The organism is Streptomyces sp. HUAS ZL42 (assembly GCF_040782645.1).
In the GTDB taxonomy this organism is placed as follows: domain Bacteria; phylum Actinomycetota; class Actinomycetes; order Streptomycetales; family Streptomycetaceae; genus Streptomyces.
This window is the reverse complement of sequence record NZ_CP160403.1, coordinates 3,014,456-3,039,507: the sequence shown is the minus strand read 5'-3', so window position 1 is coordinate 3,039,507 and position 25,052 is coordinate 3,014,456. Positions and strand designations below refer to the sequence as shown.

Sequence of the window (25,052 nt, the reverse complement as noted above, 5' to 3'; positions counted from 1 at the left end):
CGTCTCTCAACACCCGTCCACAGCGCCACGAACGGCTCGCCGTTGACGGACGAGGCCGCGCTGTCGCCGTACAAACCACCCGATAGGGGCGCGCTGTCGCACGGAGATACGAACGATGCCACCGTAAGCGCCCAATTCGCGCCACGGTACGGCCGATTCAGTCCATTCTGCGCGGCATACCCAACAATCCGATCTCGGCGTCGGTGGGTTGAGTCAGCACGTACTGCCGGTCGCGGTCGGCGCACCACAGGGTGAGGCCGTCGGCGAGCCCGGGCAGGGACTCCATTTCGGCCCTGGGCAACGCCATCGTGCGGCCCAGTTCCGCCGCCTCGTCCGGGGATATCCGCTGCACCCCGACGAGCCGCGCCTGCCGCAGGAGCCGCGGGGCCACCGGACTGAGGTACGGAAGCAGCGTCAGCACCGCCTGCCAGGGCCCGGAGACGACGCGCCCGCGCGGTGGCCGCATGCCGCAGTCCCGCACCACCAGCACGGGGGTCCCGGCCGAGGTGCCCTGTGGGGGCACCCGCCCCACGTCGTACACCGCCAGACCGTTCTGCCCGCCGCCCATGGCGTGCACCATCTGCATCCAGGCCTGGGGCCGCCCCGTCTCCACGGCCACGCGGGCTCCCGTGGCCGCCGCCCGGAGGGCGATGACCTGCGCGGTCCACAGACCGCCGATGAGGACGACGTCGTACGGCGTGGGCCGGTTGAGTCCCAGCACCGCGGGCCGTCCCTCCGCGTCCACCCCGATGACGACGCCGTCGTCCCCGATCGGCAGCGCGAGCGCCTCCAGCTGTTCCGGGGAGACGGAGTGGCGCGCGTGCCGAGGGCCGATCAACCCGAAGCCGCTGCGCAGCAGTTCACGCGCGCGCTGAGGTGCGGACCTCTCCGGCTCGCCGTGACCGCCGGCCACCTGTCCCGCTCGTGTGGTCATCGCCGTCACCGGGCACCTCCCAGGGGCAGAGTGGCGAGCATGCCGGGCACCTGTTCCCGGTCGAGGCGGGCGAGTCCCGTCCCCGTGTGCCGTGCGGCGGACTGCAACGCGCGGCGGGCGGCGACCAGTTCGTCGTCGCTGCGCCCGGTCACCCGCAGGTGTCCGCACAGGGAAACCTCCTGCCGCTCCCCGCGCGCGAGGGTGAGGCTGAAGGTGGTGGCGAGCGCGGGGACGGCGGTGACCAGGGCGAGGAACTGCGGCAGCGACGGCGCTCTCTCACCTCCGAGAGTGGGCCACCGCCGGATCCAGTACGTGGTGTGCCTGCGGTTGTCGCACCGCCAGCTCCGGCCGGACTCCTCGGTCCGCCGCTCCCGCGCCTCCGTGCGCCCGGCCTCCGCCGTCACCAGCGGGTTGGCACAGGCCGAGGTGGCGATGGCCGAGGTCAGCTCCTGCTCGTCGAGGACGGTCGCCCGGAACCCGGCCCCCGTGAGCCGGCTCGCCAGGTGATCGGCGGCGCGCACGACACATTTCTGCGCCCCCACGAGACCCCCACCGCGCGCGGCCACGGCCTCCGGGCACAGCTCCGGATCGAGCTTCAGAGCGATCCACGTGATACGCACCGCGGGCGCGCCGGTCTGCTCCTGCAGCGGCGCGTAATTGGCGACGGCCACGGACTGCTGGGGCAGATGCAGCGCGGGAGCGGGCTGCGTGTGCAGCACGATCTGCGCGGACTCCAGGCGGATCCCGTCGACTTCGAGTGCCTCGTGGACCAGGGACAGCGGCAGCGGCTGCCGGTTCCGCTCGGCCCTCAGCGCGGTGGCGTCGGCCTCCACCTGGAGCACGGCGGTGACGAACGTGCCGTCACCGACGATCCCGACGGGCCGCCGGTCACGGCTGCCGTACGCATAGGTGCGCAGACTCGGGTCGCACTCCACGGCCGGAGCGAGCCCCGGCTCCGTGCCCGGCGATATCACGAGGCTCTCGGCCCGCCGCTGCCGCGCCCGCAACGCCCGTGCGATCGCCAGCCATTCGGGCACGGAGCGCCCGCGGCGGCGGACGAAGGAGAGCAGCACCAGGCAGACCGCGACGACGGCCGCCGACACCAGGGCCACCGGACCGATCACCCAGCCGACGAGCACGGCGGCGAGGGCGATCTCCAGCAGCACCAGCCGTTGCAACCGGAATGCCCCGACCTGACCCGAACGCGCTCTGAGATGGAGCGCGCCCGACGAAGGCCGCCGCTGGGCCGGCGCCGGTCCGGGCGCGGCGGAGCCCTGCGTCCGCGACCGGTCACGGGTCCGGGCGCGTGTTCCGGAAGCCATCACTCCATCCCCCCGATTTGCTCACAACTCGCCGGCATTTCAGCACCACACAGGCCCCTTGAAGGCCCAGGTACCCTACCCGCTCCACAAGTCCCCGCGGATACCAGGCATAGTAGGGGCCCGGTCTGACATCAGAGGCGGGGACTGCGTCACCCGCGAGCGCGGCACAGGCGGAACACGGGGAGAGACAGGCACAGATGGCATCTCGGCGCGACCAGCTCAATGCCTACACCTTCGCGAAGCGCCGCATGCTCGCGGCCTTCCTGCAGTCGTCGCCCGACGGCTCCGAGGAGGGGGCGCCGCGGCCACTGCGGGCGCTACTGCCCGGGGTCATCGTGGGCGTGATCGTCATGGCCGTCTTCGGGGCGTGGGGCATGTTCAAGCCCACGGCACCCAAGGGGTGGGACACCCCGAACGCCAAGGTGATCATCGCCGACAAGTCGACGACGCGGTATGTCGTCCTGAAGACCGACGGACAGGTCCAGCTTCACCCGGTTCTCAACATGGCGTCCGCCAAGCTGCTCCTCAACGCGGGCCAGGGCGAGGTCGTGACCGTCGCCGAGTCCGTCCTCGACAGCGGGAAGATCCCACACGGCGTCACCATCGGCATCCCGTACGCGCCCGACCGCCTGCCCTCGGCGTCCGAGGCGGGCACCAAGAAGCGCTGGGTGGTGTGCGAGCGCCCGAGCGCGGGCGGCGAGTCCATCCAGAAGGCCGCGCTGGTCCTCTCCTCCCGCGACCTGAAGGCGACCGAGGGCAAGGGCAAGCTGACCGGCGGTCAGCTGCTCTACGTCGCGGGCCCGGACGGCAAGCGCTACGTCGTGGACGCGAGCGGCACCACGTACCCCGTCGACAAGAGCGACGAGCTGCTGCTGCGCGCCGTCGTCGGCTCCGGCAGGCAGCCGCAGCGGGTGTCCAAGGAGTGGCTGGCCACGCTGCACGAGGGCGACCCGATCGCCTTCCCCGACATCGAGGGACAGCCGGGCGCGGCGGCGAACGCCCCCGGCCAGCTGGACGCGTCCACCAACAAGGTCGGCATGGTGCTCAAGGCCCTCGACAGCAACACCGAGCAGTACTACGTGGTGCTGCCCGGCCGCGTCGCCCCCATCTCCGCATTCGTCGCCCAACTGCTGCTGTTCAGCGAGGACCTGGCCCCGCTCGGCCAGGCCGGTCACGCCAAGGAGATGAGCCCCGGCGCGCTCGTCCCGGGCAAGGAGTTCGGCACCGAACACCACTGGCCGACGGCGTCGCCCGTGCCCGTCAACGAGGCCTCGGACGCGACCGGCAGCCGCAACACGGTCTGCAACGTCCTGCGCGGCGTCAGCTCCGACACCGGCGTCACGACCCTGAGCACCTGGGCGGGCACGGACTTCCCGGCCAAGCTCCCCACCGGCTCCTCCAGCGCCTACGTCACGCCCGGTTCCGGCCAGCTCTACCGCCAGTTCCAGGGCAAGGAGACCAAGGCCGGGCCCGTCTTCCTCGTCACCGACACGGGCCTGCGCTACGTACTGCAGTCCAACGCGGACAGCGCCACGGACGACGCCGGCATCGGTACGACGGCCAAGCAGCGCCAACAGCTCCAGCAGGAGGCCGAACAGGCCCAGACACGGCTGGGCTACAAGGACGTTGACCCGGCCCCCATCCCCGCCGCCTGGTCGGAGTTCCTGCCCACGGGCCCACGCCTGTCGACCGCGGCGGCACGCCAGCCGCAGGGCTCGTAAGGAGGAAGGAAGATGCAGCACCTGCCTTCCCGGCGCCTCCTGCCGTCCGCGGTCGCGGCCATGCTGACGACGGCCATCGTCCTCATGGGATCCCCCGCGACGGCGGCCGAACGTCCGTACTCGGAAACCTGCACGTTCCCCAACGGTAAATATCCGGGCCGCCCCTGGGCCCTGCAGCGCGTCCTCCTCGACGAACTGTGGAGCCGGTCCAAGGGCAAGGGCGTCCGGGTCGCGGTCATCGACACCGGCGTCGATGTGAAGAACCCGCAGCTCACCGGCGCGGTGGACGCGAAGAGCGGCCGTAACCTGCTGCCGAAGAACCTCAAGGACGAGGACGGCGACCCGATCGAGCGGGGCAAGGAGAACGGCACGACGGACACCGTCGGCCACGGCACCAAGGTCGCCGGCATCATCGCGGCACGCCCCGCCGAGGGCACCGGCTTCGTGGGCCTGGCCCCCGAGGCGACCATCATCCCCATCCAGCAGAACGACGGGGAAGGCCACGGCACGGCGAAGACCCTGGCCGACGCGATCCGCTACGCCATCCAGGCCAAGGCCGGCGTCATCAACATCTCCCAGGACACGTCGAACGCCGTGAAGCCGACCAGCGACCTGGAACTGGCGATCGACCAGGCGCTGGCCCGGAACATCGTGGTCGTGGCCTCCGCGGGCAACGACGGCCTCGGCGGCAACGTCAAGGAGACCTACCCCGCCTCCTACGAGGGGGTCCTGGCCGTCGCGGCCTCCGACCGCAACAACGAACGCGCCTCCTTCTCCCAGTCCGGCGACTTCGTCGGCGTGGCGGCCCCCGGCGTCGACATGATCTCCACGGTCCCGCAGGGCGGCCACTGCTCCGACAACGGTACGAGCTTCTCGGCGCCGTACGTCGCCGGCGTGGCGGCGCTGATCAAGGCGAAGCACCCGACGTGGACCGCACGCGAGATCGTCGCCCAGATCGAACAGACCGCCGAGCGCACGATCGGCGGTCACGACCGCCTCGTCGGCTGGGGAGTGGTGGACCCGGTGCGTGCCCTGACCGAGGACGACCACCCGATCGAGTCCCCCGACCCCCATGAGGGCCTGGGCAAGCCGGAGGCCCCCACACCCGCCAAGTTCCAGTCCGGCGAGACCCCGGCCGAGCGCAACGCCCGGCTCGCCACGTACGTGGCGGTGGGATCGGCGGTGCTGGTCGCCGGGCTAGGTGGCACGGCGGTGGCGATCCGGGACGCGCGGCGCAGGCGACAGAGGCCGGCCGGGGGCGAACAGTGGACGCACTGACCAAGTTGAACATCCTGGGCCTCGTCCTGTCCGCCGTGCTCCTGGCCATGGCCTGCGTCAAGGCGGATCGGGTACGCGCCTGGCGAGCCGAAATCAACCCCTCGGCGGAGGAACTGCCCGACTCCGCCTTCGTCGTCGCCCGCGTCATCCTCATCACCCTGGCCGGCATAGGCATCTACCAGTGCGTCCAGGGCTTCGGCGTCGCCGACGACATGGACTGGGACGACAGCGAGCTGACCAGCGCGGTGCAACAGACCACGGACGACCTGGACGGCTACACGTACTTCGTCGACCTGACCGGCAACCCCTTCTACTTCGACGACTACGCGACTCTCCTCGAGGACAAGGTGGTTCGCTACGGCGGGGGCGACGCCCCTCAGATGGGCGTGGACGCGAGCCCCGCCGACACCAACACGGACACCGACGCCTACTTCACGCTCACGGCGAGCGGCGCGGACGCGGCGTTCTGCACGCACATCGAACGCGCCCGTTCGAAGGAGCACGACTACACGCCGCCCGGTATCGCAGGAGGAGAGGGGAAGTTCACTTATCCCGGCTACCGGCTCACCGTGACGACACGGGACGGGGCGTGCTGACCTGAGCGGTCATCCCGTGGTCAAGCGCTGACCAGGCCCGACCCAAACAGCCGTATGGGTTCCGCATACCCGAGCCACTCCAACCTGACATAGCGGAATTTGCCCGATATCTCGCTGGCTACGGTGGTGGCGCCACATCGTCCACGGGGACGAGGAGACGGCGGTGGGTATACCGATCCGTTCGCGCCTTCTCGACTATCTCGAACCGGAGCCGCCCGCAGGCCGCGCTCCGGCCTGCTCGTCGGAGCCGGAGTCCCGCAGATCACGCATTCTCGAGTACGCCGAGTACACCGAGTACGTGCTGCCGGACCCCTCCACGGAACAGCCTTCAGGCCCGAAGCCCGGCGTCCCCGCGTATCACACCCCCGTGTCGACCACGACAAGGGCTGGTCCTGGTAGCACTCCGTCGCGGTCGACGGCGGCGCCAACCTCGCGGGCCTCGCCGCCGGTACGGCCATCACGGCGGGCCTCGTCGCCCTCGCACCCGTCGACGTACCCGTCGCGGTCGTGGCCGGCGTCGGCGGCGCGGTGGTGATCGGCGCGACCGGCGTCATCGACCATGCCTTCCACGAGCACTGGAGCGAGGACATCCACGACCACGGGGTGGTGGGCGGTGTGCTGCACGGCACCGGCCATGTCCTGTCGGAGACCGGGGACGACTTCGTACGACTGAAGGATGACGTCTGGCATGGCATCAAGAGCATCTTCTGAGGCCCCCGCCCCCGGAGCCCCCGTCCGCATCCCGTCCCTGCCGGGCCTCGGCACCACCTGGTACGAGCGCGGCGCGCGTTACTGGCTGCGCCGCGTGCTGGGCGCCGCCCTGTGGTTCGCAGTGCTGGCCTTCTTCTGCTACATCGCGCTGGTCTTGTACGGCAGTTTCCGCGACACCCTGCCGCCGACCGCGCGCACGGTGTGGGACTGGGCGCAGGCGCTGGCCTCGTGCGCGGCAGTGGTCTGGGGCTGGCGGGTGCAGCGCCGCGACCATCGAGCAAAACTCCTGGACCCGCCGACCCCCGACCAGGCCCGCCGGACGAAACGCGAGGAGACCCGCCGCTCCGTGGGGCTGACCTTGGCGGGCCGCGCACTCTTTCTGATCGCGGCGCCGGTGTTGCCGGCGGGGGCGGCGTGGTGCGTGGGGTGGGTCGTTGCGGCGTTCACTGTTCGCGAGTCCGCGAGTGAGGTGGGGGCTCGGCGGGCCTTGCAGGGGTGAGCTTTTTGGCATAGCAAAGATCGAGCCATGCGCGGCACGGCACCCGTTGCGGCGGTTTCGACATGAGATCAGCGCGCCCACGGATGGTGACGATGTGCCAGTTTGGGGCTCCTTGATGGGCTTTGACGCAGGTGGGTTGACCGCGTACTGACGGTGTCTCGACAACTTCGTAACTGACCTAACACAAAGTTCAGTTGGCTGCGATTTACACAATGACTACAGTGGTCGATGAGTGTGTCGCCCAGCATCACCCACCATCGCCGGTGCGTCACTCAAGGGCTTTACCAACGGGGAACGGGGAGGGAAGGCATGCTTCCTGCTGAGGCCAGCATGAGGGCCAGCCTGGAGGCGCTCGGCACCTTCAAGAAGCGTGTGGATGCGGTGCTCGCGACGTTCGAGAGCTCTCCGGGCAGCGCGCAGAAGATCGGGACACAAACACTCTCCGCTGGGTCGTTCAGCGGCGCGGGTGGCTTCGCCGAGGCCAAGGGCCTGCACAGCCAGTACGAGCGCGTCCACGAACGACTGACCACGCTCTCCAAGAACCTGGGACTCCAGATAGAAGCGATCCAGATCGCGGTGATGGGAGCCCACGGCGACTTCAGCAACCTCGAGGAGGAGCAGCGGCGGCGGTTCTGGGAGATCCAGACGGACATCTCGCGGCAGCAGGAGGAAGCGGAGCGGGCGCAGAAGGCTGCCGAGGCCGCGAAGAACGGTCAGTCCGCCCAGAAACGCTCTGACGACACCGAGGCAGGGGGCGGCTACTAATGAGCGGCGAGCAGAAGCACCAGTCTCCGCACCAGGAGGAGCTTGACCAGGCCGTCGCACAGGTTGGCGCCATCGACATGGTCAACCGCGTGGCGAACATCGTCCCCTTCGTTGGAAACATCCGCGTCTTCGGCAAGACGGACTTCGAGGGCCACGCCCTGAACGCCATGATCGACATGGTCGACTCCGCCAATCCGGAGCACCTGGCGTCCGCAGGCAATGCCCTGTTGGACGCAAGCGAATCCATCCAAAAGGCGGCCGACGAACTCTCGGGTCACATCCCCCGTGTCGACTGGGAGGGCGAGTCCGGCACCGCCTTCCGCGACTGGGGCAACAACCTCGTCCTCCACGCCTCCAACCTCGCCACCTTCGCCCAAGTCTCCGGCACCCAGATGCAGGCAGCGGCCACAGGCCTCGCATCCGTCCGCAAGGCGATGCCCCCTCGCGACACGCGGCCCGATCCGACGCAGACACCCTCGGACATCCCGACACCCGAGCAGATCTCCACCAACAAGGAATACGCCGCGGCGGTCAAGGCCGAGCAGGACCGCCAAGAGGCGATCAACCAGATGAACCGGTTGGCGTCCTTCTATGCGGTGTCGGAGGAGATGCTGGCGGCTCAGGAGCCGCCTACGTTTGAGGCTATGCCGGATGTGGGGGTGCCGAAACCCACTGTTTCCAAACGGGTATCTCCCGCTGAGAGCGGTGACTACGGCTCATCCTCGTCCCAGAGCGAGTCTGGTGTAGTCACTCACCATTCGACTGAAAGCGGAGTGGATCGGTCACGAACGCATGACGCGCTGCCGACTTCCAAAGAGCTGGCTGATTCCATTTCACCCTCAGGGCGGCATGTCGGTACAGAGATTGACAGCGTGGGAACTGTGCCGCCGCAGGAGACCGCTAAACCAGTGACCGTAACGCCGTCGTCCCCGACCGGGCCTGGCGGAACCACTGCAGGGACGGTCCCGCCTTTCGCGGCCGGTACGCTGCCGCCCACCCTTGGTGGGCAAACTGGCCGTACCACGGGATTCAGCGGAGCGAGAGCCGGTAACACGGCGCCGGTCACGGCACAGGGGCGCGCGGGCACTCCCAGCGGCACCGCGGCCGGGCGCGGCACCACGGGACCGATGGGACGCGCTACCGCGATGGGCCAACCGGGCGTCCGAGGCGCCGGCACGGCGGTAGGTAAGTCTCCGATCGGTCACGGCATTTCCGGCGGAACACCTCGCGCCACTGGTGGGACTACGGGAGCCGGTGCCGGTGGCACGGGTTCCACGGGAGCGGCGCGAGGCAATGGTGTCGTCGGAGGAAGGCCTACCGCCGGTACTGCTCAGGGAGCGACCGGTTCCCGGGTGCCCCGCGGTACGGTCGTCGGCTCCGAGGGCAACACAGGTTCCCGTACACCTGCTGGCAAGATCGGACAGCGCGGCGTCATCGGGGCGCCCAACAGTACTCCTGGCCCTCGTTCGGCGCAGACCGCGCGACCCACCGCTGGCAATCCGGACGGGGTTGTTGGTACGCCTACGGGGCGAGCTCCCGCAGGGAGGGGCGGCGATTTCGCCGCAGGCGGTGCGGGAGCTCCACACGGCCAGGCGGGGAATCGGCGCAACACGAACCGCAAGGACGACCGTCAGCCCGAGGCCCAGCGGCGCAACGCGCCGCCAGCGGCTGACTGAACACGAGCGAGGATCTACACAGGCATGACAGGGACCAGCCCTCGTGGCCAACTGACCGCGCGTTTTAGAGGACGTGCCGGAAGGCGGGTGTCGACCGTGTGCGTCGCACTCGGTGCTTTCGCCATCGTGTCCTCCGGGCTGGCTCCGAGCGCGGTTGCTGCCGACGTCCAGTCGAAGCAGTGGTACTTGGACGCGATGGACGTCGCCGGGATGTGGAAGGTGAGTACCGGCAAGGGCGTGAAGGTGGCCGTCATCGACTCGGGGGTCAACCCCGAAACTTCTTCACTCAAGGGGCAGGTGCTCGTCGGCGAGGTACCGAAATCCGTCGCTTATCGTGCCACAGAGGATTTCAATGCCCACGGAACGAGCATGGCGGAACTGATCGCGGGCACAGGAGCTGGCGGCGGTCTAAAGGGTCTCGCTCCAGGGGCCAAGATTGTGCCTTACCGTGTCCAGACCGAGGGTATGAAGGGTGAGGACCTGACAAAGTCCCCATCCGTTGCGCAAGCCATCAAGGCTGCTGCCGACACAGACGCGAAAATCATCAACCTGTCCCTCGGTAGTCCCTACATCTATCCGGGCGAAAAGGAAGCGATCAGCTACGCTCATTCCAAAGGGAAGCTCCTGTTTGCCGCCGTAGGAAATGAGGCGGAGAAGAAGAACCCCATCAGCTATCCGGCTGCCTACCCCTATGTTGTCGGAGTAGCTGCTGCGGACAAGAACGGTAAGGTCGGAAAGTTTTCGCAGCATGGTGATTACATCGATGTTGGGGCGCCGGGACTTGATGTACCGACGTGGTGCGACACGACATTCCGCTCGTACTGTGACGGAACAGGAACGAGTATGGCCACCGCTATCGCCTCCGCCTCCGCCGCCCTGATCTGGTCCGCCCACCCCAACTGGACGGCCAACCAGGTTCTCCGCACGCTGATCGACACAGCTGGTCGCGACTGGCCGAAGGATGAGCCGAGCAACTACCTCGGCTACGGCCTGGTCCGCCCCCGCAAGGTGCTCGAAAACAGCAGCATCAATCCAGGCGCTGCGAACACCGACCCCCTCAGCTACGAGAACGGAACCGGCGTCACCGGAGCATCCTCCTCGCCCTCCGCCTCCGCATCAGCCTCGTCACAAGAACCCAAGGACACTTCAAGCGGCGCGACCGCGGCGGCAGGATCAAGCTCGAACTCCTCGGACGACAACACCCAGTTGTACGTCATCCTCGGCGCCGTCCTCGTCGCGGCAGCGGCCGGCGGAATCTTCGCCGTGGCACGCAAGAGGCGAACTGCCTGATCGGACACTCGCACGGGGGCGGCGCCCAGCCGCGTTTCCCGATACCAGCGCTCATCGCCAGTGATGCGCAACCTCACAAGACCAGCGAAACATTACGAAGGGAAGTCCAGTAATGGCGGTAGCCGGACAGAAGCTCAGTGACTCCGAAGTAATCGCGCTCGAAAAGGAAATGGTGACGCGGTACGAGTCCATCCAGGGCCAGCTCAAGGCCCTCCAGGGAACCCTGGACACGATGGAGGCGAACTGGCAGGGCATCGGCGCCAGGGCCTTCAACACCAAGCAGGTCGAGATCAACGAGCGCGTCAAGCACATCGGCGGCCTGCTCACCTGGTTCCTGGACAACATCAACGAGACCCGCAAGATCGCCAACAAGAACGAAGACGCGGTGCGCGCCACCATGCAGGGCATCGACGTCCAGTACGGCGGAACGCACTCGGCGCTCAACAGCTACTGAGCAGCACCCCTCGCGTGTTATGGGCCGTAGCGGCCCGCAAGAAGCCAACGAAGAGATGAGGAAGCATGGCTGACGTGCACTACGACGGGCTTGCTGTTAAGTACGGCGGTCTCGACGCGATCACCACCGAGCTCGGCAACCAGGCCAAGAAGCTCGAGGAAGACCTCCAGGCCCTGAAGGCCGCCGTACTCCGTGTTGCCGGCGGCTGGGAAGGCGAGGCGGCGAACCAGTTCGGCCAGAAGATGAAGGAGTGGGACGCCGACGCCAACGCCATCCACGCGGCGCTCGTGAGCATCGGCCACAAGGTCACCCAGGCCAGTGGCGACTACAGGGGCGGCGACCTCAAGGCGGCCAGCTACTTCCAGTGACGCCGAGAAGCACAGCTTGACAGGGTGGGCACGCACGGGAGGTGCCCACCCTGCTGTGTGCACTAGTGCGTTTGGACCTGTGATGCAGCCCCGGCCGTGTTGGCCCGGCTTATCAGACGTCGCCCAGGCCTGCCGACGGCGTCTGGCCGTCCTTTGCCTGCTGGGCACGTTCGGCGAAAGCGGTGGCGAGCTTGTCGATGAGCGAATCCGCCAACTCGACCTCGGATCCGGCCGCACCGTGCGTGAGTAGAAGGACGCTCCCCACTCGCACCTGCGACAGCACACCCTTCGACCCAGGGATGAACGAGGCATCCATCCCGGCCACGGCGTCACTGCGGTCCCCGATCTTCCCGAGGTCCACTTTCTGCGACTGGGGAACTCGGCCACTCCATGCCTTCCACACCGGTTCGTACGCCGATTGCGCGGTCTCGGTGTCCTGATAGGCCATGATCAGGAACGTGATTGAGGGCTTCTTCGCTTTCAGAAAGAGAGACCGCCCCGCGAAGCGGACGTTTTCGCAGGATTGCTTCGTGTAGCACCGCGTCAGGCCATATGAAAGAGCCTTCTTCTGCTCGTAAACCAAGGGCTCGGCCGCAACGTCCCATCCTGGAATCGCCTTTCCGTCTGGCAGCACCGACGTAGTCTCCTGCAGGCTGAGAGCCGATTCTCCGTCGGCACTGCCACTGCACCCGACAAGGATCGCCAAGCACATGGCGAGACTGATTCGGCGTGCGTGGTGCGTACGGGCTCTCACTGGTGTACTCCCTCGAAGCGCGGACGGCCTCCGCGTACGCCTTGATCAGCTTGAGCAAGTCCGCAGCTTTTTGCATTGTCGTGTATCACCCTGACAGAGGCCCACAGCGGCTCGAGGTCCGCCTCTGCCTTGGCGCAGTCGACCTTGCCGACGCCCCTGCTGATGAGTAGATGTATCGGCTGTCGTCGCTTTGCTGGTCCTGCGGATCGACGCCGAGCGAGAATTGGGCGGCAGCGCTCGCCGTCGTCTCGTCTTCCCAACTGTTGCATTCTGGCCGAAAGGGCGGACTTGCCGTCGATATGAATGCGACAGAGTTTGGTGCTTCCCGAGGATTCCGGATGTTCCGTGAGGTCTTTGCCCTTCGGGAGGACCGGCTTCAGCACACTCTGCGGGGCGTCGACCCCGCACGGCGAGTCGGATACGGTGTATTGCCTGTCGGACGACGAGCACGCAGCGAACGACAGCAGCGCGGTCATTCTGGCGACGAGAGTGAGAGCGACACGAACACTCGCTCTGCCGACGGTCAATCGCACTCGCTGGAGCCCTCGAGCGCCTTGGTGTAGGCCTTGATCAGTTTATTCATCGCCTCGGAGTCGGATCGATCGGGGGTGAACACCTGAACTACGGCGTACAGGGTTTGGTCGGGATGGTCCGTGGACTTACAAGATGCCGTGGTCTTACCTACGGCGCCAGTGCCAGAGAAAAGATAGCGATCGTCGTTGGACACTTGGCTGTCGTCCATCTTGTCGTACCCAGCAGCTACAGTTGAAGCGCTCTCCCCATTGCTCCACCAGGTCTGTGTCTGACGCACCGCTAGATCGCTATCAACGATCACGTCACATCGTTTCGTTCCTCCATTGGGAGATGAGGACTTCACGTCGACGGAGTCGCCTCCCGGGAGGAAGACGCCAAGCAGTTCCGAGTCCAGCGTAATGCCGCATAGGGTGCTGGGAAGTGTGTAGTTCTTGTCCTCTTCTCCGCCCCCGCTCGAGCACGCAGAAACGATCAGGGCTCCAGCCAAGGCGACGGCGATGGAAGCCGAAGCTCGGACGATTTGCGCGGGTCGGTTGAGCCGGGGGCGGAACATGAAGAGTGCCTCTCGCATGGTGTCAGATATCGGTCTTGAGGTGCGGCGCCATGTACTCCGTGTTCGTCCCCGCATCCCTGAAACCCTGCTGTGCAGCTGCACGTGCCTTCTCATCAATGCTCAGGTCTTGCAGGTCGGTTCTGTTGTGTGCCTTGGCCGCAAGTTCGGCTGCCCTCTCTGTGTAAGACGCATTTTGGTCGAGGCCGCTCTCCCACTTTTCACCCATGACGGCTCCCGCGTCGTCCTTCGCGTGGCCCTCTGCATCCTGGAAGAGCTCCTCGAGGACCATGCTGCTGACGGTACCGGCGACACCGCCGGCAGCCGCACCGCCTACGGGGCTCGCGATGAAGGTTGCGCCGATGCCAATCCCCGTGCCGATAGCACCTGAGACGCCGTTCTTCCACTGAGCTACAGCATGGTCGTATGCCTTGTCATCTTCATCCGCAGGACCTGCGACTGCCTCTTGACGCCCGATGGCGAGTGTTCCCGAGATCTCACCCGAACCGTGAGCAAGCTGCTCGACAGCAAACTGCGTATCCTTGGAGTAGCGGTCGCTTGAAGGTAGATCCGGATTCATGTGGTAATCCATCATGTTTGCCATGTAGTCCTTGTTGGCAACTTCGATGGCGGCATAGCCTTCGGGATTCTGACCGACGGAAACGAGTAGCGCTGTTACGTCGCGGTGACTGAGTGAGGCGGATGTTCCGGTCACCGGGAAAAGCCTGTTGGTATCTCCATCGGAGTCGTCTGCCATTGCCCGATTGATATCGGGAAGGTATTCTGACACGATCTGCCCAACGCTGTCGGACATGTAACCGTGGTCCGTGAGCCGCTCTGGGTTATCGGAGATCGACGACACCAGGCGCTCCATGAGTTTCGCCTGCTCGACATTGTGCGCCGGCGTATCAATCGTCGGGATCTCCCCCGCCGGATGCCCCGTAGTGGCAGCCTCCAACGCCAAAGCCAGATTGTTCCGCCCCGCGATGCTGTCCTCGCCCTTCTTGTCCACGTCCTGAGGCCAGTCGCGCTCCTCGAAGAGGTAGTCGAAGTTGCTGAGTGTCCGCTTCCCCTGCTTCCCGTCCCCGTCCGTGTCGTGGGTGAAATCGTGGTCCTCGTTCTTCGTGACGAAGGTGTCGTTGAAGAACTCCGTCGCCGCATCGGGGCTGTTCGACAGTGCCTTCAGGTAGCCGGTCATCGGGTCCCAGCCCGAGTCGGTGCCTGTGTGGTTGAGCAGGGGGTCGGCGCCTGTGCGCCTCCAGGCGCCGTGGCGGCCGTTGCTCGTGAACTTCTTCTCCGTTTCGATCAGCTTGTCGCCGTAGTCGACGAGGAAGCGGTCGTCGTAGTCGCCCCACCGCATCAGATTGGTCATGACCTGCCCCCCGAGCGGGAAACCGCCGGTGCGGCCTACCGGCTTGTCGACCATGTCGACCATCCGGTACTTCCAGTCGGCCATGGCGGCGCTGTCGCTCTGTGACGCCGTGGCGAGGGTGAGGCTCAGGTTCTTCTGGAGGTCGTCATACTGGTCGACTCGCTGTTGTCCCAGTTTCCAGGCGCCGTGCGTGTCGTTGATGCCGGTCCAGAAGTTGAGAGTGCCTTCCGGACCGAGGCTCGTGGCGAAGCGTTCCGCGAACAGCTCGTCGTCCGCGTAGTCCTTCAGGCCCTTGTTGAGCCGGTCGAAGTCCTCGACCGTCATGTCCTCGGGCTTCTTCTTCGCCAGCTTGGCCAGTTCCTCGGCGTCCTTGATCGCCTTGTCCGCGGAGTCCCTGTCCTCGTAATCGACGTCTGAGAACCCCGTCTGGCTCTGGTCGGCGATAGCCGTGAGGACGGTGCTGGCCGACTTGTCGCTCTCGGTGGCCTTGTCCAGGATCTTCTGGATCTCGTCACGCAGCGCGGTGATCTCGCCCTTTTTGTCGTTGTCCTGCTGGGCGCGACCTTCCGGCGGGACGTTGGTGGTGACGGTGAACCCGCCGTCGTAGCCGATGACCGTCAGGTTCTTCTGTCGGCCGCGCTCAATGGCGTCGTTGAGCTGCCCCTTGTAGTCCTTCAGTTCGTTACGGGTGTCTCTGAGGATCTTGTAGATGGAGTCCGCCTGGGCGTGCGCGTCCGCGAACTCCCCGGACGTCTTGCCGATGAACTCCTTTGAGACGGTGGCGTTGTAGCCCGCCCAGTTGGCCTTGTTGGCGGCGCCATGGAGGCCGTTCTCGGCATTCGTCTTCAGAGTCTCCAGGTCTCCGACCATGGTCGACCAGTCGTCGACGGCGTCGTCCAGCAGGCTGAAGTCGGCGTTGCGAAGGGCGTCGAGATCCATCAGTTCTTGCCCTTCTTGTCGCCGGACTCGCCGTACACGTCGTTCTTCTCGCCGGGTTTGCCGACCCGTTCGTCGAAGCCCGCGTCCAGCAGGTCGATGCTGCTCATCTGCCGGCGGATGTAGTGGTCGTTGTCGGCGTGCAACTTCGTGGTGACGGTCATGTGGTTCGAGATGTGTGCGCACGCGTCCCGCAGGGACGACAACTGCTCGTCCCAGCGGACCGCGACGTGCTGGAGTGCTGCGCCAAGGGCGAAGCCTCCCTTGGTGAGGGTGCCGGCGGCCGACTCACTCGTGGGCACCGCTTTGCGCCCCTTGCTCCACAGGTCGTTGTACAGGTCGAAGGCATTTGTGCCGATCTTCGCCAGGTCTTTCTGGCTTGCCCTCAGATCGCCGTACTGACTGGGATCCGGCGCAGGACGTCCGCCGTCACCGGGATCCAACTGGTTCAGCTGCATTTGGGCCGACCCGCTCTGAGCCGCCTGCGACTTCAGCTGCTCCCACTCGTCCCACGCCATGCGCGGACCCCTTCCCCGTATCCCCGTCCGTGCGGACCGCCCTACAAGCGGCACTGTTCCGTCAACCTACCAACTGGCCAGACTGGCGCCCTCGAATCAAGGACGTTCCCGGATCTCACCAAATTTTCCACAAGTCACAGCTCGCCGCGCAGGGAGGCAGCACGTTGCGGAGGCCCCCGGAGATCGCGGCCGCCGGTTGGACTTGCAGCGGTACACGGAACACGCCACAGCGAAGCGGTAGGGGAACTCTGCTCGGCGATCGCGTCGGGATCGGCGTTAACAAGCGTTGCTAGTTCACCGCCATCGACGCCCGCACGCGCGTCCCGCGCATCCACCCGCACGGAAACCTGCCACCGGGGTCAGGCCAGCAGGTGCGTACAGCCGCCCTGCAGTTGACGGCCCCCCAACGGCGGCTTCGGTGGCCCGTCACCCCGGGAACGTCCCAGGCGCAAGGCCGCGTCCCGGGTGGCACGTTGGCAACCGTGGCCATATCGGCGCTACTCCCGGCGTTCGAGCAGGGCTCACAAAGAGAACTGGTGGGTGCCCCGCTCTCCCCTGCGCCGCGGCCGTCAAGCGGGGCGCGTCATGTGGTACAGCGCGAACCTGATCAGGATCCCTGCCTGCAGGGCCGCTGCTGCTTGAGCGCGGCCGTATACCCGGAGATCAGGCTCTTCATGGCCGACTCGTCTGGCCGCCCAGGCTTCAGAACCCTTACAAGGGTGCTGATGTCCTCCCTCTCGATTCCTGCTCCGCGGCACTCGATCAGCGACACCGCGGCCTGATCGGCATATGCAATTGAGCCGCCTTCTACAGACTTCTGCTGCGAGATGGAAAGTCTGCTCTGCAGGATACTCTGCGCAGAGTCGCCTGCATCGATTCGCTCGCTATTGAGTACGACGACCATGTCGTGGTTATCCACGTTGACCTGACACGACACGTTGCCGTCGTCCAAGGTGCCCCTCTCGTCAACGGTTAGCCGCTTGCCGGACGCAGGTAGGAGGCGGGAGAGTGCGTTGCTCGGGACGGAAACGCCGCACAGCGCTTTGGGAATCGTGAACTCTTGCTTCGGCTCGTCCGAAGAGCAACCAGCCGCGACCATTGCGGCAACGGACAGCGCGACGCCTCGCAGGACATACGTTTGGGTATTCAATTGGCGCTACTCTCCGATTTCCACTGCGCGCCGTCCGAGTGGCTGTGGCCGGCGGATGTTCGCGCCGCCCGTTTGAGGTCATCGGCGGTATCGGGGTTGATGGTCTCATTGTTCATCAGAGCGTGATTCACGGCGGCTTCGGCTGAGTCAATGGCTGCATTACGACCATTCGTGTACTCCATGCCCGCCTGTGCTTGCGCCTCGGTCGCCGTGTCCTGTTCGATGCTCTTCATAATGGACTCCTGGATGTCTTCCGAGGCCCACTCAAGAGCAGTTCCAGCAATGGGAACCCGTTCGCCAACCTTCTCAATTCCCATGCCCAGGATGCGGTTCACCCACTTCTGCTTGTCAGCCGCAGCCTCGTTGTATTCTTGGTCGGAAGCAGTGTGGTACTCGTAAATCGCGTGTGCTCTGGCATCGCTCAAGACGCCTGCGATCGCCGAACCGGGGGCGACTGCGGCACCCACTCGTCCATCCAGGGACGCCGTCGAATGGCTGTCACCATTGATCACGTGATCCACGACGTCAGCCGTGTAGGCCTGCTGGGCATTTGTGATGGCCGCATAGGCGTCAGGATCCTGACCCACTTCACCCAAGAAGCGAGCTGTGTTGTTGGAGTCGAGGCCTGCTGCCTCACCGAACGTTGGGAAGAAGTCACTGCTGGGGTCTTCCCTGTACATCGCCCGCTGGAAATCGCCCATGTACTCGGCTGTGATGTCCCCGAGACTTCCTCTCAGCGCGTAGAGAGGCCCTGATTCCTGGTCGATGTCCCCGTTCTCGTTGTGCCGAATAAGCTCAGGATTCTCACCGAACTTGTCGACGATCTCGCGGACCAGGTTGGCGCGTGCCTCGGTGTGCTTGATGGCATCCGCGGCGTCGTCGCTGTCGTACGGCCGTCCAGTCGTTGCCGCCTCCAACGCATGCCCCAACGCCTCGGGCCCAAAGCCCAGGGCCTTCTTCGTCTTGTCCTCGTCCGCCAGGACATTCGTGTCGTTGGTGTCGATCGTCCACTCGAAGTCCTTGTCGGTGAACACATCGAGGTACGAGTCGAATCCGAGGTTGCCGTCCTTCTTCACCGTGCCGTCCTCGTTGTAGGCGGTCGGCGGCTGGGTGAAGAACTTCTCGGAGGCTTCCGGGCTGTGGCCCAGGGCCTCCAGGACGCTGTTGAGCGGGTCGTTTCCGGTGCCGAGTTTGCCCGACGGGTTGAAGCCGTAGTTGTCCGGCCAGCCCCCGGGTTTGTTGGAAAGGAAGCGGTACGGGTCTTCCTTGTGGAGTTGCGTGATGTGCTCCGCGATGGGTGTGAGGAACCTCGCGTCGTAGTTGCCGTACCGGAGCAGCCCGCCGAGGACCTGATAGCCGTACGGCTTGTTCATCTGTCCGCGCTCCCAGCCGATCTGCTGGGTGCCGAGGCGGCGGAAGTCCGCGTTCCAGCTGTCGGGCAGGTGGTGCTTGTGATCCGGGTCAGTGGCGTTGGCCAGCGTGTAGCCCATGACCTTCTGCAGGTCCTGCACCGCGTCGAGCCGGATCTTGGTCGCGTTTGGGTCGGTGCCGTTGATGGACATCTCGGCGTAGAACTCCAGCGCCTTCTCGGGTCCGCCGAGCCCCTGGTAGAACTCGGTTGCGAACTCACCGTCCTTCTCACCGGAGTTGAACCGCAGTAGCTCATTCAGCTCGCGCAGTTCCGCGTCGGACATCTTGTCGCCCTTGCGGGCCAGTTCGAGGGCGCGTTCGACCTCGGCGTCGTTCAGTGACTCGTAATCGCTGTGGCCCGCGTTGTGCGCGTCGTTGCCGTGGCTGTTTGCCAGTGCCCGGGCGACTGAGGTGTCGATCTCCGCGGCGTGGGCGAGGATCCGGTTGATCCGGCTCTCCAGCTCCTGCTTGGCGTCGAGCTGCTCCTGCGTACGTTCGTCCGTGTCACCGCGGACATGGGGGAAGAAACAGCGCACCTTGCCGTCACCGATGTCCTCGACGCGAACACCGAGATTGGCCGCGTCCACCCCCACGGCCCGCTTGATCTGCTTCTGGAGTGAGGCCAGCTCCGTGTGTCCGTCCTCCAGCACCCTGAAGATGCTCTTCGCCTCCATGTGGAGATCCGAGATCTCCTTCGCCGTCTTGGTGATGAACTCCCGCGTCACCGTGGCGTTGGCGCCGGCCCACCGAGCTGCGTCCGACTTGGACCGCATGCCGTTCTGGGCGTTCTCCGCAGCCGTCCTGAGACTGTCGACGGTCCTGTTCCAGTCCGAAACGGCGGTGGCGAGCTGGCCAAGGTTGACCTCGACAAGGTCAGTGAAAGTGAGAGCCACTGCAGCTTCTCCTACTTGAAGTACTTGTCGAGCTGGGACACCGACACGGTCGAGCCGTCACTCGCGCGAAGCACCGTGGAGATCTGCGCATCGTCCTCCGCGTGACGTTTCTGGCTGTAGTTCAGGTGGTTGGAGATGTGCGCACAGGCCTGCAACACCGACTTCAGCTGGGACGACCACACCTCGACGGTCTTCTCCAGAGCACCGCCCATGGCGAAGTTGTGCGACTTCAGGCCCGCCGCCGCCTGCGATGTCGAGCCGACTCCGTCCTTGGCCGCTCCGGCCGTGGCGATGTCGGCCCCCTTGCTGATGTCGTCGTACAGGAGGTAGGCGTCATGCCCGACGGCACCCAGGTCATCCTGATACGCGACGAGGTCTCCGCCGCCGCCTCCGCCCTCGGCCGGCAGTTGATTGAGGCGCATCTGCGTCGCATGGCCGTCCCCGGCCTCGGACTTCAGCTGCTCCCATTCATCCCAGGCCATGCGCGGCTCCTTCCCCGTTTGTGTGTACGCCCGTCGGCTACCCGCGTGAGGCCCACTCCGGTGTCTCCAGGGGCTCCACTCCACCTGGACGAGAGCATTCCGTGAACTTAGCAGTGGGCAACCGGCCACGCTCCGACAGAGCAAGGCTCGATCCCGTTTCTTCACCAACTCCGCCTGAATCAACGGCATCCGCCTATGCTGAGACACGGACATCCTCGCTCTGACGACATCGGCCGTGGCTGAACCCCTTCGAGCATGTCGCCCTCGGCCGTTTCGACGGAGAAGATCACGCCCTGGGTGCCGAACACACCCCAGCGATCGAACCGACCCGACGACACCCTGGCTGGCGATGCCTGGAAGCGAGCTCCGCCCGTTCCGCCTCAGAAGACCGGCATCGCCACAGCCTCCCCGTCGTTGAGCAGAAACACGCGGTTGCCCGCTGCGGTCATACCCCAGGTGCCGCCACGCTCGGGTTTGTACGTCCAAGCCCGGTCACCTGTGTCCTTGTTGAGGGCCGTAACCCCCTTCGTGTCACCCCCCTCGACCACCCACATGGAGTGGCCTTGAAAGAGCGGGGCGGCCATAGGTGCGTCGTCACCTTCAGGTGCCGCATACCAATCAGAGTCTTCGTCGCCCGTATCTGCGGAGAATCGGACAGGACGTTGGTCGTATTGGGACCATTCGCCTCCGCCGTCCACGGCCGTAACGTAATTCCCCTCCAGAACGGGAGGGCCCCAGGTACCGGGAACTTTCCAGAGATCCTGCCCATCACTCAGATTGCGGGCGACGAGGTCACTGCCGCCCAGGTACACCGTGCCGTTGGCGATGAGGGGAGTGAGGGCCTTTCCCTTGTTCTGGCCAGTCAGGTCCCATGCCTTCTTGCCCGTCTTGGAGCTGAAAGCGAAGACGGTACCGTCCTCGCTCGACACCACCAGGTAGCCGTCGCCGGCGGCAGCCTCGGCGGTCTTTCCGATCGGCCCAACATACGCGCTGGGCACCGGCCACCTGTTCTTCCTGCTGGTCCTGTCAACCGCCCGCAGATCGTCGTCGGCTGTGGCGGCGTACACGGTGGCGTCGTCGGCAGCGAGCACCCGCGTAACCCTGAGGGAGACGCTCCACAAGCGCTCGCTGGTAGACGCGTCGTGGATATGGAGGTTCCCCTTCCTGTCGACGGCTGCGAACTGGGTCCGCCCGACTGCCACGTACCGTGCCGTCGCATCGATGCCGGGCAAGGCCCACTTTTCCGTGCCGTCGATGACCTTGCGTGCCGTCAGCCCACCCTCTGACGAAGCGAAGATCACGACATCGCGCAGCGCGAGAGGTGCCGGGGCGTCGGTTGGGGCAATCTTGAATGGGCCCCATAGCGGCCGAGGCGGCTTGTTGGCGTAAGAGTCGTCTGAACTCGGGTCCTTGATGAGCGTGGCAGGCGGGGCGTCCCCCGCTGCGGGCAGACTGTCGTGCAGTAGCCACCATGCCGTTGTGGCCCCGCCTGCCGCGAGGAGCGCACCACCCGTGCCGAAGGCGGCGAGGAACCGGCGCCGCGAGGTGGCCGCTCGCGAGACGCCTCCAACAACGGTCGTGTACTTCTTGGTCTGCGTCTCGTGTTGCTTGATTGTTTCGCCCACCGGGCCCCGCTGCCAGACGCGTCGGGTGCCACGTGTTGGAGCGAAAGCCGCGGCGATCTGCGCGGGCACGGGGCGTTTGGCCGGGTCCTTGGACAGGCACGGACCAATGAGCGGCTGGAATTCGGGCGGCACGGCCGTCAGGTCGGGTTCGCCGTGTACCACTGCGTACTGGACCGCGGCCACGTGTGACCCGGTGTAGGCGGGGCGCCCGCCCGTCGCGTACACCAGGACGGCACCGAGCGAGAAGACATCGGCTGCCGGGCCCACCCGCTGCCCGAGAACCTGCTCCGGTGCGCCGAATCCGGGCGTCACAGGCGCCTGCCCGGTCGTAGTGAGGGTGAGGCCGTGCTCGGGACGTGCGATGCCGAAGTCGATGATGCGGGGACCGTTCGAGGTCAGCACGATGTTGGCGGGCTTGAGGTCACGGTGGACCAACCCCGCTGCGTGGATCTCAGCGAGGGTGGTCGCGAGGATCGCGGCGAGATTCCGTACGCCGGTTTCGTCGAATGGACCGTGCGTACGGACTGCCTGCTCGAGCGTCGGACCGGACAGGAACTCCGACGCGATCCAAGGACGGTCGCCCTCCAACTGAGCGCCCATCACACGTGCTACGCCCCGGCTGGTCACGGCCTGAGCCGTATGTGCCTCACGCAGGAAGCGCTGGGCCAGATTCTGGTCGTGGGCCAGTTCGGGACGCAGCACCTTCACCGCGGCCAAGGTGCGGGAGGCGTCCTGGCCCAAGTACACCTTGCCCATGCCGCCTTCCCCGAGCACGCCGAGCAGCCGGTAGGGGCCGAGTCGGAGCGGGTCACCGAAGCCGAGGGGAGTCATGGAGTGAAGTCTCTTTTCACTGAAGACCGGTACAGGGGAAGGGGGTCACTCGAAGGGAATGGCGACGGCAGAACGTGCACCCACACCGAACAGCAGTTTCCTGTTCGGTAGGGCCACCAAAGCGGTCGCATCGGTCCGGAACGTCCAGGCCGCCTTTCGGGCCTTGCGGTCGACGGCGACGATCCCGGAGGTGGAACGCCGGTAGACGTAGGTACTGCCGACCACCGGCGCAGTGTCAAGGCCTGGAGCTGTGGCAGGGGGACCGGTTTCTCGCCAGATCAGCTTTCCATTGTCGGCGTCCACGGCCGCGAGCCCCCCGGACCCCTTGCCTTCAGTCACATACACCACACCGTCCACGACAGTCGGAGCGCCGTATGAGGCCGCGGAACCGCGATAGGTCCATACCGTCTTGCCGGTGGCCAGTGATCGCGCACGCAGCGCGTCGCCACCGAGGTACATGTATTTGTCGTCCGCGGCCAGTTCGCTGCGTCCGGCGTGGATTTCCGCTTCGGAAACTCCGGCGACCCAGTTGCGGTGGTCGTAGAGCGCTTCGTAGGCGGCGATGTACGGCGCCGAACCCGTTCTGCCGCAGATGATCAGAGACGTGCCGGCGACGCGTGCCATCACGTACGTCTGCCCGGCGGAGCCGGTTCGCCCCAGCGATAGATCCCAAATCACCTCGCCGGTGGTGAGGTCCGCCGCGAGGAGGCTCCACGCGGTGTCGGGGCCGTCGGTCTGCGTCTCGCCCGGCTTGCGCGTCTTGACTCCTGCCACCGCGAACACCTTGCCTTCCGAGGCACACAGCAGCCGCTCGTACTTCAGGCCGCCGGCCCACTTGTCGAGCAGGGCGACACGTGAGGTGAAGGATCCGTCGCTCGAACCGACACTCGAGATCGTGAACGCGTACGGATTCGAGCCAACCGGAGACAGGCCGTAGAGCTGGCTGCCGTCGGTGGCCGCCCGCCAGGGCCCGGCGAGATCCGTGCTGGTCCAGTCGAGTTGACCGGTCGCCGCATTGAAGGCGCGTACGCCGGAAGAGCCGTTCACGATGAGGTGGTCGCTGACAACCACGGGAGGAACGCGCTGCTCCGAGGCCGGTGCGGTGAAGTTTGTACGCCATACGGCCGATGGAGGTTCTTCGCGGCTTTCGCCGCCCAACCACGACCAGGCCCCGAGGCCCGCGGCCGCCGCTCCGAGCAGCGAACCACCGCCGAGCGCCAGCAGTTTGCGGCGCGACGGTGCGGCGGAGGCAGTGGCCACGACGGACGTGACCGTCGAGTCGTACGGTCCCGGAGCGGGCGCAGGAAGGCGGTGGGGAGGCGCCTGCCATACGACCGTGGCACGACGGCCGATCTCGTCGAGAAACGGTTGGGGCAGAACATCGGCGAATTCGGTCGCAGAGCTGGACAGTTCGGCCCGCAGTACCGGGGTGGTCGGTCGCCGCGAGGGATCTTTCTCAAGACAGCGCGACAAGATGGACGCGAGGGCTGGAGGAACACGGCTCAGGTCCGGCTCGGCGTAGCGCACCCGGTAGATGAGGTCAGCGGCCTGTCCCGAACCGAACGGGGCGCTGCCGGTCGCTGCGAAGACCAGAACGCCTGCCAGTGCGAACACGTCGCCCGCGGCCGTGTGCTCCTGTCCCAAGGCCTGCTCGGGCGACATGTAGGCGGGTGTGCCCGCAGCCGCTCCCGTGCGGGTGAGGTGCTCGTCGCCGATCGCGCGAGCGATACCGAAGTCGATGAGGCGAGGACCGTCGGCGGTGACCATGATGTTGGACGGCTTGAGGTCGCGATGGACGACATCTGAGCTGTGCAACTGCGCCAGGGCATCGCACAGGGTGCTACCCAGGGCTCGCACCGCGGACTCGGACAACGGACCGAAGGCGCCGACCGCATCACTCAGGGGCGGACCGATCACGTATTCCGTCGCGAGCCACGGTGTAGCGGCCAGAGGGTCTGCATCGAACACCTGAGCCCCGTATCGGCCGCCGATCACACGGGCCGCATCGGTCTCCAGATGGAACCGGGTACGGGACGCCGGATCCTCCGCGATCCGGGCGTGCATCGTCTTGAGTGCGACGGTCCGCCCCGAAGCCGCTCGTGCAAGGTAGACCGTGCCCATGCCGCCGCTGCCGAGTCGGGCGAGCAACTCGTATGTGGCGATGTGGCCGGGGTCGTCGTGAGTCAGGGGCGAGATCATCGGGAGCTGGTCACATTCGGGAGTCGATGCGGATTTCCGCGGCGAGCAAGGCGGCGGACTGCCGGGCCAGCGCAGCTATGACCCGTGCGGGAAGGGGAATAGGGGCCGATACGTCCAGGACGGTGGCCATGGGCGCTGCTGTCGAGCCCGCCAGCACCTGGGCAAGGACGCTTGCCGGCGGGCG

General features: G+C 66.2%; 21 protein-coding genes. 10 read left to right on the top strand and 11 right to left on the bottom strand.

Annotated elements, in window-relative coordinates; translation table 11 throughout:
• Positions 1-157: 157 nt before the first annotated feature.
• Both ABZO29_RS13835 and eccE read right to left on the bottom strand, forming a co-directional pair.
• Positions 158-934, bottom strand: a complete 777-nt coding sequence (locus ABZO29_RS13835) for a hypothetical protein (RefSeq protein WP_367320486.1) — start codon at positions 932-934, stop codon at positions 158-160.
• A 5-nt stretch (positions 935-939) separates the two neighbouring features.
• Complete coding sequence (eccE, locus tag ABZO29_RS13830; RefSeq protein ID WP_367320485.1) at positions 940-2,256, bottom strand: type VII secretion protein EccE; 1,317 nt, start codon at positions 2,254-2,256, stop codon at positions 940-942.
• A gap of 197 nt (positions 2,257-2,453) precedes the next feature.
• Here eccE and eccB point away from each other — a divergent pair, with 197 nt between their 5' ends.
• The 10 genes from eccB to ABZO29_RS13780 all read left to right on the top strand — a co-directional run bounded on the left by eccB (position 2,454) and on the right by ABZO29_RS13780 (position 11,614).
• Positions 2,454-3,977 (top strand): type VII secretion protein EccB, encoded by a 1,524-nt coding sequence (eccB, locus tag ABZO29_RS13825; protein ID WP_367320484.1) that lies wholly within the window; start codon positions 2,454-2,456, stop codon positions 3,975-3,977.
• 12 nt (positions 3,978-3,989) lie between these two features.
• Positions 3,990-5,255, top strand: coding sequence for a type VII secretion-associated serine protease mycosin (mycP, locus tag ABZO29_RS13820; RefSeq protein ID WP_367320483.1), 1,266 nt, complete (start codon positions 3,990-3,992; stop codon positions 5,253-5,255).
• Positions 5,243-5,851 (top strand): hypothetical protein, encoded by a 609-nt coding sequence (locus ABZO29_RS13815; protein ID WP_367320482.1) that lies wholly within the window; start codon positions 5,243-5,245, stop codon positions 5,849-5,851. The genes mycP and ABZO29_RS13815 overlap by 13 nt, the downstream gene beginning before the upstream one ends.
• Positions 5,852-6,358: 507 nt before the next feature.
• On the top strand, positions 6,359-6,562 hold the full coding sequence (locus ABZO29_RS13810) for a hypothetical protein (RefSeq protein ID WP_367320481.1): 204 nt from the start codon (positions 6,359-6,361) through the stop codon (positions 6,560-6,562).
• Positions 6,540-7,061 carry a hypothetical protein gene (locus ABZO29_RS13805; protein ID WP_367320480.1) on the top strand — a complete coding sequence of 174 codons (522 nt, stop codon included), beginning with the start codon at positions 6,540-6,542 and terminating at the stop codon, positions 7,059-7,061. Before ABZO29_RS13810 ends, ABZO29_RS13805 begins: the two co-directional genes overlap by 23 nt.
• Before the next feature lie 309 nt (positions 7,062-7,370).
• A complete protein-coding gene (locus ABZO29_RS13800; RefSeq protein WP_367320479.1) occupies positions 7,371-7,826 on the top strand; it encodes a hypothetical protein in 456 nt (151 codons plus the stop codon).
• Positions 7,826-9,502, top strand: coding sequence for a WXG100 family type VII secretion target (locus tag ABZO29_RS13795; RefSeq protein ID WP_367320478.1), 1,677 nt, complete (start codon positions 7,826-7,828; stop codon positions 9,500-9,502). Before ABZO29_RS13800 ends, ABZO29_RS13795 begins: the two co-directional genes overlap by 1 nt.
• 195 nt (positions 9,503-9,697) lie before the next feature.
• On the top strand, positions 9,698-10,792 hold the full coding sequence (locus ABZO29_RS13790; RefSeq protein ID WP_367326131.1) for a S8 family serine peptidase: 1,095 nt from the start codon (positions 9,698-9,700) through the stop codon (positions 10,790-10,792).
• 112 nt (positions 10,793-10,904) lie between these two features.
• The gene (locus tag ABZO29_RS13785; RefSeq protein ID WP_367320477.1) at positions 10,905-11,246 is read left to right on the top strand and encodes a WXG100 family type VII secretion target; all 342 of its coding nucleotides are present in this window, start codon (positions 10,905-10,907) and stop codon (positions 11,244-11,246) included.
• A gap of 65 nt (positions 11,247-11,311) precedes the next feature.
• Positions 11,312-11,614, top strand: coding sequence for a WXG100 family type VII secretion target (locus tag ABZO29_RS13780; RefSeq protein ID WP_367320476.1), 303 nt, complete (start codon positions 11,312-11,314; stop codon positions 11,612-11,614).
• 112 nt (positions 11,615-11,726) lie between these two features.
• Here ABZO29_RS13780 and ABZO29_RS13775 read toward each other — a convergent pair whose 3' ends face one another.
• The 9 genes from ABZO29_RS13775 to ABZO29_RS13735 all read right to left on the bottom strand — a co-directional run bounded on the left by ABZO29_RS13775 (position 11,727) and on the right by ABZO29_RS13735 (position 24,868).
• Positions 11,727-12,248, bottom strand: a complete 522-nt coding sequence (locus ABZO29_RS13775; RefSeq protein WP_367320475.1) for a hypothetical protein — start codon at positions 12,246-12,248, stop codon at positions 11,727-11,729.
• Between the two features lie 643 nt (positions 12,249-12,891).
• Positions 12,892-13,473 carry a hypothetical protein gene (locus ABZO29_RS13770; protein ID WP_367320474.1) on the bottom strand — a complete coding sequence of 194 codons (582 nt, stop codon included), beginning with the start codon at positions 13,471-13,473 and terminating at the stop codon, positions 12,892-12,894.
• Positions 13,474-13,477: 4 nt separating this feature from the next.
• The gene (locus tag ABZO29_RS13765) at positions 13,478-15,763 is read right to left on the bottom strand and encodes a hypothetical protein (protein WP_367320473.1); all 2,286 of its coding nucleotides are present in this window, start codon (positions 15,761-15,763) and stop codon (positions 13,478-13,480) included.
• The gene (locus ABZO29_RS13760; protein WP_367320472.1) at positions 15,763-16,278 is read right to left on the bottom strand and encodes a hypothetical protein; all 516 of its coding nucleotides are present in this window, start codon (positions 16,276-16,278) and stop codon (positions 15,763-15,765) included. Before ABZO29_RS13760 ends, ABZO29_RS13765 begins: the two co-directional genes overlap by 1 nt.
• A 607-nt stretch (positions 16,279-16,885) precedes the next feature.
• Entirely contained in the window at positions 16,886-17,428 is a 543-nt protein-coding gene (locus tag ABZO29_RS13755; RefSeq protein WP_367320471.1) for a hypothetical protein, read from the bottom strand.
• Positions 17,425-19,731 (bottom strand): DUF6571 family protein, encoded by a 2,307-nt coding sequence (locus ABZO29_RS13750; RefSeq protein ID WP_367320470.1) that lies wholly within the window; start codon positions 19,729-19,731, stop codon positions 17,425-17,427. The genes ABZO29_RS13755 and ABZO29_RS13750 overlap by 4 nt, the downstream gene beginning before the upstream one ends.
• Positions 19,732-19,742: 11 nt before the next feature.
• Complete coding sequence (locus ABZO29_RS13745; protein WP_367320469.1) at positions 19,743-20,213, bottom strand: hypothetical protein; 471 nt, start codon at positions 20,211-20,213, stop codon at positions 19,743-19,745.
• Between the two features lie 380 nt (positions 20,214-20,593).
• Complete coding sequence (locus ABZO29_RS13740) at positions 20,594-22,669, bottom strand: protein kinase (protein WP_367320468.1); 2,076 nt, start codon at positions 22,667-22,669, stop codon at positions 20,594-20,596.
• 45 nt (positions 22,670-22,714) lie between these two features.
• On the bottom strand, positions 22,715-24,868 hold the full coding sequence (locus tag ABZO29_RS13735) for a protein kinase (protein WP_367320467.1): 2,154 nt from the start codon (positions 24,866-24,868) through the stop codon (positions 22,715-22,717).
• Positions 24,869-25,052: the final 184 nt, after the last annotated feature.

What these genes read in the sequence shown, in the direction of transcription:
- mycP (WP_367320483.1), top strand. Translation starts at nt 3,990, where the DNA reads ATGCAGCACCTGCCTTCCCGGCGCCTCCTGCCGTCCGCGGTCGCGGCC.
- ABZO29_RS13785 (WP_367320477.1), top strand. Translation starts at nt 10,905, where the DNA reads ATGGCGGTAGCCGGACAGAAGCTCAGTGACTCCGAAGTAATCGCGCTC.
- ABZO29_RS13740 (WP_367320468.1), bottom strand. Translation starts at nt 22,669, where the DNA reads ATGACTCCCCTCGGCTTCGGTGACCCGCTCCGACTCGGCCCCTACCGG.
- ABZO29_RS13790 (WP_367326131.1), top strand. Translation starts at nt 9,698, where the DNA reads ATGGACGTCGCCGGGATGTGGAAGGTGAGTACCGGCAAGGGCGTGAAG.
- ABZO29_RS13800 (WP_367320479.1), top strand. Translation starts at nt 7,371, where the DNA reads ATGCTTCCTGCTGAGGCCAGCATGAGGGCCAGCCTGGAGGCGCTCGGC.
- ABZO29_RS13765 (WP_367320473.1), bottom strand. Translation starts at nt 15,763, where the DNA reads ATGGATCTCGACGCCCTTCGCAACGCCGACTTCAGCCTGCTGGACGAC.
- ABZO29_RS13780 (WP_367320476.1), top strand. Translation starts at nt 11,312, where the DNA reads ATGGCTGACGTGCACTACGACGGGCTTGCTGTTAAGTACGGCGGTCTC.
- eccE (WP_367320485.1), bottom strand. Translation starts at nt 2,256, where the DNA reads ATGGCTTCCGGAACACGCGCCCGGACCCGTGACCGGTCGCGGACGCAG.
- ABZO29_RS13760 (WP_367320472.1), bottom strand. Translation starts at nt 16,278, where the DNA reads ATGGCGTGGGACGAGTGGGAGCAGCTGAAGTCGCAGGCGGCTCAGAGC.
- ABZO29_RS13795 (WP_367320478.1), top strand. Translation starts at nt 7,826, where the DNA reads ATGAGCGGCGAGCAGAAGCACCAGTCTCCGCACCAGGAGGAGCTTGAC.
- ABZO29_RS13770 (WP_367320474.1), bottom strand. Translation starts at nt 13,473, where the DNA reads ATGCGAGAGGCACTCTTCATGTTCCGCCCCCGGCTCAACCGACCCGCG.
- ABZO29_RS13735 (WP_367320467.1), bottom strand. Translation starts at nt 24,868, where the DNA reads ATGATCTCGCCCCTGACTCACGACGACCCCGGCCACATCGCCACATAC.
- ABZO29_RS13835 (WP_367320486.1), bottom strand. Translation starts at nt 934, where the DNA reads ATGACCACACGAGCGGGACAGGTGGCCGGCGGTCACGGCGAGCCGGAG.
- ABZO29_RS13745 (WP_367320469.1), bottom strand. Translation starts at nt 20,213, where the DNA reads ATGGCCTGGGATGAATGGGAGCAGCTGAAGTCCGAGGCCGGGGACGGC.
- eccB (WP_367320484.1), top strand. Translation starts at nt 2,454, where the DNA reads ATGGCATCTCGGCGCGACCAGCTCAATGCCTACACCTTCGCGAAGCGC.
- ABZO29_RS13805 (WP_367320480.1), top strand. Translation starts at nt 6,540, where the DNA reads ATGGCATCAAGAGCATCTTCTGAGGCCCCCGCCCCCGGAGCCCCCGTC.